Genomic DNA, 14504 nt, shown 5'->3' on the forward strand with positions numbered 1-14504 from the left:
TTGCTTTTCCCCTTTCTCTCAGCCCTTATGCATCAATTTCGTAAAGTTCAACGGAAAGATCGCCCTTCCAGCTTACGCGGTCGTACGGTGTCTCCGGATAAACCACTGTAGAGATAGCATCTACGCCATCCTCAGCAAACAGTTCCAGAATGGAAACATCAAAAACAAGCTCCAGATTCCATGCTCCGTCTTTCTTTCTCGCTGCGGTGCTGATGGAATATTTCTCTGTCATGAAATGCTCACTGAATTCTTTGTAGCCCGCCATGGTACGGTCAACCGTGATTTTGGTGTCGCTTACATAAATCTTCAGTTTCTGTCCCACTGAGTTTTTCAGGCAGATTTTCGCATCTCCCTTTCCGGAAATTTTCAGTCCGAAGGTCTCTGTGCGAATCGTTGTGTGGTTCTCGATCGGGTAACTGCTGTGGCGGAATTTTTCCAGTCCGGCCGGAGCTGCCGCAAGGGTCAGAGCACCATCTACTTCTGTCAGGGACAGTTTTCTTGCCAGAGTTGCCTGACCACAGTACTCTTCTGTCGGAGTCTGTGCTGCATACTGCCAGTTCATACCCCATCCCATCAGCAGAACATCTTTCGCATTCTGGAATGTAACGGCTGCATAGTTGTCGAAGCCTTCATCCAGCCATCTTGGCTCATCGGACGGACAGGTGCAGAGGAATTTTTCTCCATCGAAATCACCCAGGAAATACTGCATTTTGCAGTGGTCGTCCTCGGAGGCTTTTGTCATGCTGACAACAAGAACCCATACATTTTTTCCCTTATACTCAATCGGGAACAGATCCGGGCATTCCCACACCCCCTTCACATGATTTCCTTCCGGTCCGAATTCTCCTGTTTTCTCCCAGTTTTTCATATCCTGGGATGCGTAGAAGAAGACACGGTCCTGCGCTGCAAGAACAAGGCTCCAGCATCTTCTGACCGGATTCCAGAACGCTTTCGGGTCACGGAAATCGGAAATTCCCGGGTTTTTGATGACCGGATTCAGATAGGACTTTTCAAAGTGCCGGCCCTTATCATGCTGTATGCAATACTCTGCTGTTCCAAACCGTCCTTGTGATGGCTGGTATAAATAGCAATGATCGGCGGATTTTCATTGGTACCATACTCAGAAGAATTCTGCGTATCATACACAGCACTTCCCGAGAAGATAAATCCCAGTTCATCCGGATAAAGTGCGATCGGCTGATGCTCCCAGTGAATCAGGTCGCGGGATGTTGCATGGCCCCAGTGCATCGGTCCCCAGCTGGTATCATACGGGTACTTCTGATAAAAGAAGTGGTACACGCCATCCACATAAACCATGCCATTCGGGTCGTTCATCCAGCCTTCTTCCGGTGAAAAGTGAATTTTCGGTCTGTAATCTCTTTTTTTCATCATTTTTGTAAAACCTCCCAGAATAAACAACGGTCTGCAAAACCACTTCCATCGGCTTTGCAGACATCCGTCGTTTTTATTAATTTTTTATACATGGTAACACTTCTGAGTCTCATCTCAATTCTGTCATGCTGCATCGTTACCGTTTATAAATGTTTCTATCCCCTATTTTTTAATGGTGTACATTTTCACTTCCAGATCTCCGTCTGTGGAAACCACCTGATACGGTGCATCCGGATAAACGCATACGGAAGCGGTCTCCAGACCACCATCTGCATAAATCTCCAGATAGGAAACGTCAAAAATAATCTCCATGTTGACATTTCCACGCATGTGACGTTTTGTTGTGGATACCAGCAGATCCTCTTTTTTGAAGAGCTTCGGATCTACATCATCAAAGTAACTAAGGTCGCCGCTCTTGGAGCGGTCCACCGTGATGCTGTCCACCGTTACTTCGATGACTACTTCCTCACCTCTGCTGTTTTTCAGTGCAATTCTTCCAAAATTACCCTGCACGAGAAGTCCAAAGCTCTCGGTCAGCAGCGGTTTCTGATTTCCGATCGGGAATGCGCCCGCACGGTACTCGTCGATACCGAACGGTTTTGTTTTCAGGCGGTAGCCCTCCTCGGTCTCACAGAGAGAAAGTTCTCTCGGCAGTGTCATCAGGCCGGAATACTCACCAGTCGGAACAAAGTTCGCGTAGAGCGGATTAACGCCCCATCCAAGGTAAACCGGACGGTCGTAGTTTCCATACGTTACGCCCGCATAGTTGTCGAATCCGAAATCAATCCACAGCGGCTCGTCTGTGATCTCAGTGCACTGGAAGGTATCTCCGTCAAAATCACCGACGAAATACTGTATATTGGCACGGCCTTCGGTTCCCGGATGTATCATACTGACTATCAGAATCCATTTGAACCCGTCAAATTCATTTCCTGTTTTAACACGGATCAGATCGGTGCATTCCCATACGGTCGGCACTTTATTGACACCGACACCGAACTCGCCTGTTTTCTTCCAGTTTTTCAGATCCTGGGATGCATAAAACTCTGCGTGGTCGCCGGATGCCAGAACAAGGCTCCAGCAGTCCTTTTTATCATTCCAGAAGACGCGCGGATCGCGGAAATCCGGTACGCCCGGGTTTTTGATGACCGGATTGCCATAATATTTTTCAAAATGCTTTCCCTGATCCAGGCTGTATGCAATACACTGCTGCTCCAGACCCGTTTCCATATTGTGCGCCGTGTAGACAGCCACCATCGGCTTCTCACCGTATTTCGCAAATCCGCTGGTGTTATTTTCATCGTATGCCATACTTCCGGAGTACATCGTTCCGATCTCATCCGGGTACAGGGCGACCGGCAGATGCTCCCAGTGAATCAGGTCTTTCGATATTGCATGACCCCAGTGCATCGGTCCCCATACAACGTCATTTGGGTTATTCTGATAATACAGATGCCAGATACCATCGATGTAAATCAGTCCGTTCGGATCGTTGTTCCAGTTTTTCTCCGGTGTAAAATGAATGTTCGGTCTAAAATCTCTTTTTCCCTGTTTACTCATATGATCCCTCTTTTCCTGTTCTCTCTTTTCCTATTTTATCGTTTTCCATTTGGAACTTCAACAAAAAAGAAATACGAACGAAATAGTCTTCTTTTTAAATATGACCATGTTATATGGGATACAACATGGCCACATTTAGAATTTCTTTAGTTATAGAATATCAATTGCAAATCGTTTACGTTACTGTTTTTTCGTAATCGCTTTTCGCACGATTTTTAGTTTGCTGCAGAAGCTGCTCTGTCTACTGCGCCCTGGTAAGTCTCAACCAGTTCATTCAAGCCAGCGCCTTCCAGCTCTGTTTTATAGGAATCCCAGCTTGCATCATCAACGCCGCCGGTTACCCATGTGGTGATGTAACGATCAACAATATCGGAGATGGTCGGCTGAATCTGTGCCAGACGCTGAATCTCTTCCTGGGTCATCAGAACACGCGGAATAGTGTCATACTCTTCCATGATGTCATCTTTACCGTTTTCTTTCTGCATCTCGAGAAGTTTTACAGCATCGAAGGTGTAGCCGCAAACGGTGTCATAGTACTCGTTCTGAACGATCATAGAACCACGGCAGGTTGTGGAGTTTACACGAGCCTCACCAAAGTTCTTATATTCCGGATTCAGAGGTTTGTAGTTTCCGTTTTCATCGAGCGGTGTACGAAGAATGCCGTCTTCGTCTTTCTCATAGTTGTATCCGATTGCGCCCCAGTTAGATGTAACAGAGATTTCCGGATCGCCTACCATGTAATCTACAAATCTTGCAACAACGTGCGGGAATTTGCAGGTCGTTGTGATTGCTGTGTCGGAAGAATCCTGCAGCTCAGAGTAGTTACACTCGAAACCGGTCATACCGTCTTCGCCCTGCAGTCTCGGAACTGCTACGTACTGATCATGTACTTCCTGGTTTGTAATTTCCTGATCGCCCCAAACACCGAAGGAACCGATCTTTGCAACATTCTCTTTGATCAGAGAAGATTTGAATGACATACTTTCATCTGCCTCGAAGGAACCGTTCCAGATCAGTCCTTCTTCATACAGCATGTTGAAAAATTCTGCTGTTTTCTTGAATGCTTCGTCTGTTGCAGTGAACGTAACTTTTCCGTCAACCATTCTTAAGTGATCCGCATAGGAGTTTCCTCCGCAGTAGGAGTCAGCGCATCCGAATGCACCTGTGAAACGATAGAACAGGTTGTAGGAACCAAAGGTATCGGTTGCGCCGAACCAGGTTGCCATCGGGATTTCATCGTCTTCGCCGTTTCCGTTCAGATCGCCGCCGTCGCGGATTGCTTTCAGGCAGTCTACCCACTCGTCTACGGTTGTCGGCACTTCTTTGCCTACTTTATCCAGCCATGTTTTGTTGATCACGAATGGTCCAGGTGTTAATACAAGACCTTTCATTTCCTCTACGTACGGGAATCCATATTTATGGCCGTTCGGAGCGGTGATCTCAAGCTGATACTGCTCATTGTCATCGAGGAATGCTTTCAGGTTCGGCATATACTCTTCGATCAGGCCTTCGGTCGGAAGGAATACATCCTGGTCTGCGTACTGAACTACGGTGTTTCCGGATTTACCATCGCCGAAGTTCCAGAATACATCCGGAAGATCCTGTCCGGAAGAAAGCATCAGATTGATTTTCTCTGTTGCGCTCTCCTGCGGGATCGGCTGCCAGTCAAACTCTACTCCTGTGTCCTCGAACCATTTCTGGCACATAGCCAGGTCGCCTACTTCTACAGTTCTGTCTGCAGAGTTTACGATCAGAGCGGAAATTTTTCCGTATTTCTCTTCGAATTTTGCCGGATCTTTGATGATCGGAAGGGTACCGTCGAGCTGGATGATTCCCTCATCTACTGCTTCCTGCTCTTCTGCTGTGAGACCTGTGTCACCTGCTTCTGTACCGGATGCAGAGGTGGTGTCTCCTCCTGTGCTTCCTGCACCGGAGCTGCTTGAGCTGCCGGAGCTGTTTCCACAGCCTGCGAGCATGCTGGTTACCATAAGGCTTGCCAGTAATACGGATACGATTTTTTTCTTCATATTGTTCCTCCTTTATTTTGCTGCCTTTTCCGGCAGTGAAATACGTTAGTATTTTTGTATTCCTACACATAAACCATGTCTGCTATATCCATGAATTCTGCAACAATAAATTTTCTGTTCTGCATCAGCCCTTGACTGCACCGATCGTAACACCTTTTGCGAAGTATTTCTGCAGGAAAGGATATACGCACAGAAGCGGGAATGCGGAAACAACTACGACACAGTATTTTAACTGCTCAGCCAGTTTCTGTTTTGTTACCATCTCAGAAGCACTACTTCCCATCTGGTTGGACTGGTTCATCAGTACCAAGTTTCGAAGAACGACCTGAAGAGGCATCTTGCTGTCATCCTGCAGGAACATCAGTGCGTTGAAGAACTGGTTCCACATTGCGGTTGCATAGAACAGACACATAACTGCGATGATCGTTTTCGACAGCGGAATTGCAATTTTGAAGAAGAATCCAAAATCGCTGCAGCCGTCGATTTTTGCTGCTTCGAGAAGCTCGACCGGAATACCACTTTCAAAGAAGGAGCGGCATACGATCAGGTTGTAAGCGGACACTGCTACCGGAAGGACCATAGCCCATGTTGTGTTGTAGATGTGCAGCTGCTGTACGGTTAAGTACATCGGAATCATACCGCCGCTGAAGAACATCGTGAAGGTGAACAGGAACATAATCGGTTTTCTTCCTACCATATCGTATCTGGAAAGTGCATAGCCGGCCGGAATGGTGCAGACCAGGGAAATCAGCGTTCCTAATACGGTATATTTGATGGTGTTTGCATAGCCGGTCCAGAGCGGCTGGTATTTCAGTGTGGTTTCATATCCGTTGGTGTACCACGCTTCCGGATAGAGAAGAATTTTACCGGAGCTTACAACAACCGGGTCTGTAACAGATGCCAGAAGCACGTAATACAGAGGATATACAATTGCAATACAGACAAGGATCATGATGACGGTATTGATCACGGTAAAGACCTTGTCTCCCGTACTCATTTTTACTTTTTTCTTTTTCACAGTGTTATTATTTGCCATTTTTCAAGCCCCCTGACTCTTAGAAAATACTGATATCGCTGGTCTTCTTTGCAACTGCGTTTGTGATAACCAGAATAATGAAGTTTACAACGGAGTTAAATAAGCCAACGGCTGTCGCAAAACTGTACTGTGCGGTCTGGAGACCTACTTTGTATACGTATGTCGAAATGATCTCACTGACGGTTGTGTTGGTACCGTTCTGCATCAGATAAGCTTTCTCATATCCCACGTTCATAATGTTACCTACCTGAAGGATCAGCATCAGGATGATGGTCGGCATAATCAGAGGTAAATCAATGTAAAGGATCTTCTGAAATCTGGAAGCACCATCCATCGTTGCTGCTTCGTAATATTCCGGGCTGATTGCGGTCAGTGCTGCGATGAAGATGATGGCGTTGAATCCCATCGTCTGCCAGATGTTACTTCCGATGAAGAGTTTGCGGAAGTACTCCGGAAGGCTGGTGAACATGATTGCTTTTCCGCCGGCTCCCATAACTGCGTGGTTTACAAGACCGTTTGCGGAAAACAGTACGGAAATCAGGCTGACTACAACTACGTTTGACATAAAGTACGGTGCGTAGGAGATGGTCTGGATGATTCGTCTCGGTCCGCTTCTCTGTACCTGGTTCAGTAAGAGTGCGAAGATAACCGGAATCGGGAATCCGATGATCAGGCTCTCCAGACTGATGACGATCGTGTTCTTGATTGCCGTCATGGCAATACTGGTACTGAAGAACATCTTGAAATACTTGAAGATCGGATCTGCCCACGGACTTCCCATGATTCCCATGCGGCCTTTAAAATCTTTAAAGGCGATGATCAGGCCGTACATTGGATAGTAAGCAAAAACGATCAGCCAGATCAGTGCAGGAATCAGCAGGATGTACAGCTGCCAGCACGAGAGCGCTTTTTTCAATTTTCCACTTTCTGCCGTTTTCGGCGATGACGTTTTTTTCTTCATAGTTCCCTCCTTATTTCTCTAAAAGCTTTACCAACCGCTTTTCGTTCCACATTTGCATCGTTTCCGTTTTGGCACTTTGCCTTGTGGAACCTGTTCCATACCTGTATCATAGTACGCAGTTCGCCCAATGTCAACAAATCATCAATATTTTTTCGTCATTTTCAATATTTTCACAATTTTTATTTTGTGTTTTTGTGCAATATGCATCCTGTTTTTCATAAAATTCACACTTATCTTCTTTCTTCTCCCATTCTCCTGTTCCACATGTTCCGCTGTTCCATGCTTTTCCTGTTCCATATGTTCCACTTTTCCGTTTTTCACTATTTTTTCGACAATTGCAACTGTTTCAGCAGCGATTTCATATCCTTTTGCTCAGTCTTTCTGCCCTTTTGCCGTATATAAGTTGGTTTTATTTCATTTTTATTTTATACATGAAAAAGAGACACCCTTTCTTTTCAGATCGAGTGTCTCTGATATCTGTTCTTCTTCTGTTCTATCGCAATCCCGGAAAATGATGCAAAATTCGGTAATTCCCTGTTTTGTTATCTTCAGGTACTTTCTCCTTTTCGGAAGGTCACATCCACAATCTGCTCCATCTCCTCAATCTTCTTTCCGTCAATCATGCGGATGATTGTGTCCACGCTCCGCTTTGCGATTTCCGGCACATTCTGACAGACCGTCGTCAGCTCCGGTGTCAAAAAGCGGGTAAAATCCAGGCCGTCGTAGCCAACCACCTTCAGTTTTTTCGGAATCTTAATCCCTTTTTTCTGCAGCATCTTCATGCACGCTGCCGCTGTGACATCGGCTGTAAAGAGTCCATCAATTCCATCAAAATGGCTGATGTATTTTTTCCAGATCGTCGGGCCGCTCTGAAAATTCAGAATCTTGCTTCCGGCATCAATCGCTGTAATTTTACATTTATGCTGTTTGCAGACTTCCGCAAACCGTCGGTAACGATCCATGGAGCAACCACGCTCTGTTGCACTCGATGCAAAATAGAGCACATTCTTACATCCTGCGCTCAAAAGCGCCTGCGCCGCAAGCTCACCGCCGCGCTTATGGTCGGAATGTATACACGGAATCCCTTCGGTGACGTAGCGGTCAATCATGACAATCGGACGGTGAATTTCCGCCAGGCTGACAGAAGACGGGATATCCGCACAGCAGATAATGCCGTCCATGACATTTCGCTGCAGCATTTCCACAAATTCCTCGATGCGGTTCGGATTGTCCCCAACCTCGCAGAGCATGCACTTGTAGCCATTGGTGTACAGATTATTCTCGACATGTTTCACCAGAGATGCCATAAACGGATGTGAAAGATTCTTAACAACAATTCCGATAAAACCGGACTTGTTGCGGAACAGGTTCTGGGCAAGCTCATTTGGTTTATAGTTCAGTTCCTCCACTGCCTGCATGATCTTCTGTTTTGTTTCATCGGAAATATACCCGCTCCCATTGAGTGCACGGGATACCGTTCCGATTCCTACTCCCGCTTTGATCGCGACATCTCTAATACTTGCCATAGTTTCTCCTAACTCCTATTCTGACACTGGGCTGTTTTCTCTGACTCGTTCCGGCTTTTCCCCCGCTGCCAGTCTGTGGAGCCCGTTCCACAATGCTTGATTACTTTTATTTTAAAGCACCGCAATCTACAAATCAAGTTAAAAGCTGAAAATTTAAGTACAAAAAACAAGCGACTGTTTGGATCATTTCCCTTTTTCTGGTGAAACCATCCAAACAGCCTCCTGTGTTTTTGTCACTTTTGTCTTATTTTCCAAAAACGCTCATTCATGCGGGCATGCTTTGCGATTTTTCTGGAATTTCATATGTCCCTGAACATTCAGAAACGCTTAATCGTTTTCCAACGAGATATCACCATCCTTTGTCATCAGTGTGATTCTGCCCGCTGGCTGATCCGGTACATAAGAAAAGCTCTGCTCGTCCTCCTCTTTCTGCATCAGATTCTCCATGGTATCCGGTATATCGATCTCCCCAAAATCTGTCTTTGCCGTAATTTCCAGCCGTTCCAGATCTTTTTTACCCAGTTCAAGTTCAATATCGCCGTAGGAGTTTTCCACCGACACGTCTCCGGAAAGCTTCGTATTTTGGATTTTCGCATCGCCATCCTCCAGCGTGATCGACCCATTCTCCCACGTTCCACTCTTCAGTTCCACATCACCGTAATCTGCTTTGCATTTGATATTCTGCATGTCACATCCGAAAAGTGTGATATCTCCATCCGCATTTTGCAGTCTTCCGCTTTCCGCCTGGATGCCATTCATCTGCACATCACCGAATCCCATCGTTACCTCTATTTTTTTCAGTACCTTCTTTTCCGGTACATACAGAATCACTCCTGTTTCCGACTGTTTACCGCCACTTAAGATTTCTTCCGTAAAGTCAATATTAATGTAAATCGTATCGGACACTGCGCTTGTCTCTTCGATGCTCAGAACACCGTCCCGCACGCGATATTCCACTGCAGTCTCTCCTTTTTTCGACGGAATCCGCCAGGCGAGATAACAGGAATCGTCACCGGACGGAAGGATGTTCAGGTCGCCGATCGTAAGGTCTGCCTGCAGTTCATCAAAATCATCAAGTTTTATCTTTTCCTGTGCGGAAATGCCGTCTTCCTTCTTCGCAGAACCGCTCATCGCATTCAGATCATACGTTTCCGCGTATGCTTTTCCGCCGCTTGCCCATCCGCTGAACATCAGCACTGCACCGGCAATACAGCAGGCACATCCTGTCAGTAATGCTGTTTTTGTCCATTTTTTCATGATCTGCTTCCTCCTTTTTTCGTTACCTTACGTGTACACCACACGAACAGCCGTCCCATCCATTTTGCAAAGTATACGCCGAACACCGCGCACAGAATACTGATTCCCAGCATGAAAACGCCCATTCCGGTAATAAAGCAGAATCCGCCGAAGGAAACCGAGACTGCCAGAATGCCGCGCAGCAGCATCTTAATTCCGGCGGCCACGCCGACAACTGCAATCAGAAAGACGCTCATATCAAGCAGTGCCGCACAGAGGGCCGCGCAGAGCAGAACGATGAGAATGCTGATCAGAATCGGGGCTCCGATCGGGGCTGCAAACAGGGCGAGAATCGCGATCCAGACGACGTTGGCGCCTGTCGTTTTTTTCTTCTCTTTCTGTTTTTCTTCCTTTTCCATTGCCTCGCGTTCATCTACTTTTTTGTCCAGAAGATTCCGCATCAGCTCGGCGGCTGCCTGTTTCGGTGTTCCGAGTTCTTTGATCACGGCCTGCTCATTTTCCGGACCGGCATCTGCAAAATACTCGGTGAAGTATTCCATCGCATCTTCATAGTCGCTCTGCGGAAGCTTCCTCAGATACTTTTCCAATTGTTTCAGATATTCCCCACTCGTCATTCTTTTTTCCTCCACTCGATGATGTTGTCAATGGTGTCACGATAGGACTTCCATTCGCCCTGCAGGTACGCCATCTGTGTTTTTCCTGCTTCTGTGATCGAATAATACTTCCGTTTTCTGCCCTGGTACTCTGCGGAATACGTCGTCACGTAGCCCGCCTTTTCCAGTTTTTTCAGGATCGGGTACAGTGTCGACTCTTTGATGTCTGCAACCAGTTTGATCGTCTGGCTGATTTCATATCCATAAGAATCTTCCCGATTCACAATCGACAGGATCATAAATTCGATCAGCAGTGCTGATACCGGAAAATACATAAAAAACCACCTCCGTTAGTTTCTGATATGTAAAATATTTATATATATATAATTTATACATATCATAAGACTATGGAGGCGGTTTGTCAAGGGGAATATATAAAATTTTTACATATTCGCTGTCATGTCATCATCTGTGTTTATTTCAGGGCTTTTCCGGAACCGAATGCGTCGCCGACTTTGTCGCCCATGGCGAGATAGGTGTTGTTGACCGGGTCGAAGGCGATTGGTTTCAGTTTTTTCGGGTCGATCTTTCCGTCGGTCAGAACGCTCTCGTCTGCGCAGACGTTCACGATCTCGCCGACCAGAATGCCGTTGTCAAAGCTTTTCACTTTGCACTCCAGTGCCATCGGAAGCTCGTCGATCAGCGGCGCGTTGACGAATTCGCTCTTCGTTGCATGGAAACCGGCGCGTGCAAATTTATCCGGAACTTTTCTGCCGGACTCGATGCCGACGTAATCGCAGCCAACAACAGTATCCTCGGTTGCCATGCTGACGGTGAAGGCACCGGTTGCGGCAAGGTTGTCTGTTGTCTTGTGGTCGCCCATGCTGATGGAGATCTCATTGAAATCTGTGACTACACCCCATGCAGCATTCATGGCATCCGGGTTGCCATCTTTGTCATATGTTGCAATAATCAGAACCGGAAGTGGATACATGTTTGGTTTTGCTCCAAAATTTACTCTGCTCATGGTTGTTCCTCCTGTTTTGCTTGATTTTCTTTATTATAACGCTTACAGCAAACTTTAACACAAGAGATTTTCTCTGCAAATTTTCTTAATCGTTTAATTTTCTCGTCATATCATGCCATTCCTCGCCGCCCCAGGTGGATGCGGAGATTCCCTCGTCGCGGAAATTCATCTTTTTGTACATCTCCACCTTATCCTGCAGGCAGGTCAGAATGAGCTGTTTTCTTCCGTTTTTCTGTTCCCGGCGGCTGTACTCTTCCATCAGCGCGCGGGCGATTCCCTGGCCGCGGTATTCCGGCAGGACACTGAGACCCAGCAGCATGACGTTTTCTCCCTTCGGGTCGTACAGACTGATTTCATCGAAAAAGGCATCACGGAATTTTGTCTCGTTTGTTGCAAGTCCGTTCAGCGTTCCGGCGATTTTTCCGGTTTCTTTGTCTACTGCCGCCAGAAACAGCTCCGGCGCGTACTGCACCCGCTCGCGCATGCTCTTTTCGGAGCACGCCTCATTCGGCGGAAAGCACGCCAGCTCAATGGCAACGCCCTGTTCCATTTCGTCCTGGCGGATGGTTCGAAGTTCATATCGTTCCATTTTATGGTATTCCTCCATTGCCCGCTCAAAAAACTGCAGAAAACCGTCTTCCACGGCAAGCTGATCGAGCGCGGCTTCTTGCTCATTCAGATCGTAATAATATTTTCCGGTCCGCAGATCGATCGACAGACGGTCGAGCGGAAAGCCTTTTTTGCTCATCGGATGGGGTGTGCTGACCATGCGGAAAGGAGCGCTCTCCATTGACGGGTCCATCGCGTCATAGCGGTGGTCCGCATCAAGAATCAGCGAAACTGCGTTTTTGTAGCGTCCCGTCAGGCCGCCGTACTTTTCTGCAAGGGCGGCGTAATGCACGGTCATTTCTTCATCGGACAGATACTTTCCGTTCACGGTCCGCACATGGACGCCGGGCTGGTCGTCCTCTGCCACGTTGTCAAAATACAGACCGGAATCACAGGAGAACACCGGCATATGAAGCGCGTTGAAATACGCCTCCACCTTTTTCCTGGCATTTTCCAGCGGCGTTTTTCCATCCTCGATAATCTCTGGCTGCTTAACACCGCCAAGATCTTTCAGCCCGATCAGCTCAATTCCAAGACCGGCAAGGCGGTGACGCATCGCGTCGAGTTTTGCCGGGTTGCCGGTTCCGTACAGTAACTTCATTTCTGCCCCCTTCTATGCCTCGATGCCGAACTCTTCCGGGCGGAAGCGCGGGCAGACATTTTCCGACGATGTGATGACGGATGCAGCAAGACGCGTACCGATTTCAACTGCCTTGCCAAGCGTTTTTCCATAGGTCAGACCGGCGGAAACACCTGCGCAGAACGCATCACCGGCTCCTGTTGTATCTTTTACCTGTACTTTCTGCGCCGGGCAGAAGCCGCTCTCTCCGTCTGCTTCCGCATAAACCGCTCCGTCGCCGCCCATTGTTACGACCATGGCCGGAACATTTGCCGCTTTCAGACGCTCGGCGAGAATCTTTTCCATCTCGGCCGGTGTTTTTTCGCTGTAATCATCGGAGAAGAAAACGCCTGCCTCGATCTGGTTGCAGATCAGGCAGTCAAATTTCTGCAGAAGATCTCTTCTGCTGACTGCGATGTTCATGTTGCTGACAACGCCGTACAATTTTTTATCGTATTTTTCACAGAGCTGTACCAGCTTTTTGATGATCTCTTTGTCCATATCGATCTCTGCCACAATGGAATCGCAGTTTTCGATAATTTCATCTCCGTTTTCTTCCAGAATATCGAGAATCGGCATCAGGTTCGGGCGCTGGGAAATGGAGCCCGCCAGGTCACCGTTGTGATCGAAGACAGCAAGCCATGTTCCCATACCGTTCGGGATTTCTTTCATGTATTCGGTATTGACTTTGTGGCGCTGCAGTTTGCGCACAACATCCTCGCCGAGTGCGGTATTATCCGCGATTCCAAGGAAGGTCGGGCGCAGTTCCAGGTTTGCGATATCCTCCACCACGTTTCGGCTCACACCGCCGTGGATGTATTCGACATGGCCGGCGTTTCTGCCGTCCGGGACGTAGATGTCCTCTGGAAAACCTTTGATATCCACAAAAACTGCTCCTAATACTACGATTCCATTTTTATTTACTGCCATGTTTCTTTTTTCCTCTCCTGTTTTTTCATTCCTTCTTTTTTCAGACAAGCCTCTTCGTCTGTTTCACGAAATTTCTGTCTTATCAGCATCCAAATAATGCAAGGCACTTTTACATTGCTGCTCTCTGCTACTGTCTCGACAGTTGAGACAGTGAAGAACGCTCAACTCCTACACAATCCATCCGCTCTGACCTCTGATTGGCCATACACTCGCAGGGAGTTGAGTTGCCGGATTTCACCGTCTCGACCTGGAAGCTGGTCCTTATTTCTTTGTTTTGACATCAAGACTACCGTCTCAACGGTACTTTCGTTGTTCCAACAAAGTTCCTGTATTTCCCTGTCTCCAAAATACACCGGGAAGCGGAACTTTATGTGCTTCAGGAATCTGCCATCCGGCTGCTCCTGCTCATAAATGTCCACCTGTTCTACAAAGCTGTTAAGAAATTCTTTCTTCTCCAGGTCGGTGAACTTATCATATAGTTTATCAAAATATAAAAGAAATTGATAGACGTTTTCTTCTGATATTTTCTGTTGCTGAATATTCAGCAGGCGATTCTTGACTTCTTCTATACTGTTCTCCACGCCTTCAATCTCATCATACAAACGGTATAACCTTGTCTCCATATCCTGATATTTCTTCTCATAAAATTTATCCATGATGTCCAGGCTATCCATCTGCTGTCCGAGTCTTGCTTTTGCTCCTGTCAGCTGCTTATGCTGCTTTTCTAATCCTTCAATCTCTTTTTCTATTTCTTCTGTATCTATTCTTGAACCGATTTTATTCAGAATTGCTTCTTCGAATTTAGGATTCTTCACCAGCTTCCGAATAACTTCTTCCACTGCATTATTAATCTTCTCCTCGCTCCATTGTTTACGATATCCACATTTATGACCGTCTACCAGGCGACGATGTTTGCAGGCATAATAGAAATAATCCTTATATAAGGTTCCGTCTTTCTTTTTCTTTC

13 protein-coding genes and 2 pseudogenes are annotated in these 14504 nt (G+C 46.9%); all 15 read right to left on the bottom strand.

Annotated features, from left to right (window positions below; translation table 11 throughout):
- Positions 1-25 precede the first annotated feature (25 nt).
- Positions 26-505 (bottom strand): GH32 C-terminal domain-containing protein, encoded by a 480-nt coding sequence (locus tag DWZ60_RS21235; RefSeq protein WP_442857798.1) that lies wholly within the window; start codon positions 503-505, stop codon positions 26-28.
- A gap of 18 nt (positions 506-523) precedes the next feature.
- Positions 524-1392: pseudogene (locus DWZ60_RS21240) on the bottom strand (glycoside hydrolase family 32 protein); the annotation flags it as partial.
- 162 nt (positions 1393-1554) lie between these two features.
- Positions 1555-2952, bottom strand: coding sequence for a glycoside hydrolase family 32 protein (locus DWZ60_RS10690; protein WP_055219202.1), 1398 nt, complete (start codon positions 2950-2952; stop codon positions 1555-1557).
- Positions 2953-3167: 215 nt separating this feature from the next.
- On the bottom strand, positions 3168-4979 hold the full coding sequence (locus DWZ60_RS10695; RefSeq protein ID WP_118659494.1) for an extracellular solute-binding protein: 1812 nt from the start codon (positions 4977-4979) through the stop codon (positions 3168-3170).
- A gap of 124 nt (positions 4980-5103) precedes the next feature.
- A complete protein-coding gene (locus tag DWZ60_RS10700) occupies positions 5104-6015 on the bottom strand; it encodes a carbohydrate ABC transporter permease (RefSeq protein WP_082426161.1) in 912 nt (303 codons plus the stop codon).
- A gap of 19 nt (positions 6016-6034) precedes the next feature.
- Entirely contained in the window at positions 6035-6976 is a 942-nt protein-coding gene (locus DWZ60_RS10705; protein WP_022461554.1) for an ABC transporter permease, read from the bottom strand.
- Between the two features lie 141 nt (positions 6977-7117).
- Complete coding sequence (locus DWZ60_RS17305; protein WP_158565053.1) at positions 7118-7273, bottom strand: hypothetical protein; 156 nt, start codon at positions 7271-7273, stop codon at positions 7118-7120.
- A gap of 251 nt (positions 7274-7524) precedes the next feature.
- Positions 7525-8502, bottom strand: a complete 978-nt coding sequence (locus DWZ60_RS10710; RefSeq protein WP_022461553.1) for a LacI family DNA-binding transcriptional regulator — start codon at positions 8500-8502, stop codon at positions 7525-7527.
- A 327-nt stretch (positions 8503-8829) separates the two neighbouring features.
- Positions 8830-9759, bottom strand: coding sequence for a DUF4097 family beta strand repeat-containing protein (locus tag DWZ60_RS10715; protein WP_119221627.1), 930 nt, complete (start codon positions 9757-9759; stop codon positions 8830-8832).
- Entirely contained in the window at positions 9756-10373 is a 618-nt protein-coding gene (locus DWZ60_RS10720) for a DUF1700 domain-containing protein (RefSeq protein WP_022461551.1), read from the bottom strand. The genes DWZ60_RS10715 and DWZ60_RS10720 overlap by 4 nt, the downstream gene beginning before the upstream one ends.
- Positions 10370-10687, bottom strand: a complete 318-nt coding sequence (locus DWZ60_RS10725) for a PadR family transcriptional regulator (RefSeq protein ID WP_022461550.1) — start codon at positions 10685-10687, stop codon at positions 10370-10372. Before DWZ60_RS10725 ends, DWZ60_RS10720 begins: the two co-directional genes overlap by 4 nt.
- A gap of 140 nt (positions 10688-10827) precedes the next feature.
- The gene (locus tag DWZ60_RS10730; protein WP_055219194.1) at positions 10828-11379 is read right to left on the bottom strand and encodes a flavin reductase family protein; all 552 of its coding nucleotides are present in this window, start codon (positions 11377-11379) and stop codon (positions 10828-10830) included.
- Positions 11380-11464: 85 nt separating this feature from the next.
- Positions 11465-12589, bottom strand: a complete 1125-nt coding sequence (locus DWZ60_RS20000; protein WP_117509935.1) for a non-canonical purine NTP pyrophosphatase — start codon at positions 12587-12589, stop codon at positions 11465-11467.
- A gap of 12 nt (positions 12590-12601) precedes the next feature.
- A complete protein-coding gene (locus tag DWZ60_RS10740) occupies positions 12602-13537 on the bottom strand; it encodes a carbohydrate kinase family protein (protein ID WP_055265602.1) in 936 nt (311 codons plus the stop codon).
- Between the two features lie 161 nt (positions 13538-13698).
- Positions 13699-14504 (bottom strand): annotated as a pseudogene (locus DWZ60_RS10745) (hypothetical protein); the annotation flags it as partial.

Origin of the sequence: Blautia sp. AF34-10, assembly GCF_003477865.1 — a bacterium.
GTDB lineage: Bacteria > Bacillota > Clostridia > Lachnospirales > Lachnospiraceae > Fusicatenibacter > Fusicatenibacter saccharivorans.

Bases quoted from the DNA above. Each gene is read 5' to 3' on its own strand.
- DWZ60_RS10690 (WP_055219202.1), bottom strand. From the start codon at position 2,952: ATGAGTAAACAGGGAAAAAGAGATTTTAGACCGAACATTCATTTTACA.
- DWZ60_RS10695 (WP_118659494.1), bottom strand. From the start codon at position 4,979: ATGAAGAAAAAAATCGTATCCGTATTACTGGCAAGCCTTATGGTAACC.
- DWZ60_RS10700 (WP_082426161.1), bottom strand. From the start codon at position 6,015: ATGGCAAATAATAACACTGTGAAAAAGAAAAAAGTAAAAATGAGTACG.
- DWZ60_RS10705 (WP_022461554.1), bottom strand. From the start codon at position 6,976: ATGAAGAAAAAAACGTCATCGCCGAAAACGGCAGAAAGTGGAAAATTG.
- DWZ60_RS17305 (WP_158565053.1), bottom strand. From the start codon at position 7,273: ATGGAACAGGAAAAGCATGGAACAGCGGAACATGTGGAACAGGAGAAT.
- DWZ60_RS10710 (WP_022461553.1), bottom strand. From the start codon at position 8,502: ATGGCAAGTATTAGAGATGTCGCGATCAAAGCGGGAGTAGGAATCGGA.
- DWZ60_RS10715 (WP_119221627.1), bottom strand. From the start codon at position 9,759: ATGAAAAAATGGACAAAAACAGCATTACTGACAGGATGTGCCTGCTGT.
- DWZ60_RS10720 (WP_022461551.1), bottom strand. From the start codon at position 10,373: ATGACGAGTGGGGAATATCTGAAACAATTGGAAAAGTATCTGAGGAAG.
- DWZ60_RS10725 (WP_022461550.1), bottom strand. From the start codon at position 10,687: ATGTATTTTCCGGTATCAGCACTGCTGATCGAATTTATGATCCTGTCG.
- DWZ60_RS10730 (WP_055219194.1), bottom strand. From the start codon at position 11,379: ATGAGCAGAGTAAATTTTGGAGCAAAACCAAACATGTATCCACTTCCG.
- DWZ60_RS20000 (WP_117509935.1), bottom strand. From the start codon at position 12,589: ATGAAGTTACTGTACGGAACCGGCAACCCGGCAAAACTCGACGCGATG.
- DWZ60_RS10740 (WP_055265602.1), bottom strand. From the start codon at position 13,537: ATGGCAGTAAATAAAAATGGAATCGTAGTATTAGGAGCAGTTTTTGTG.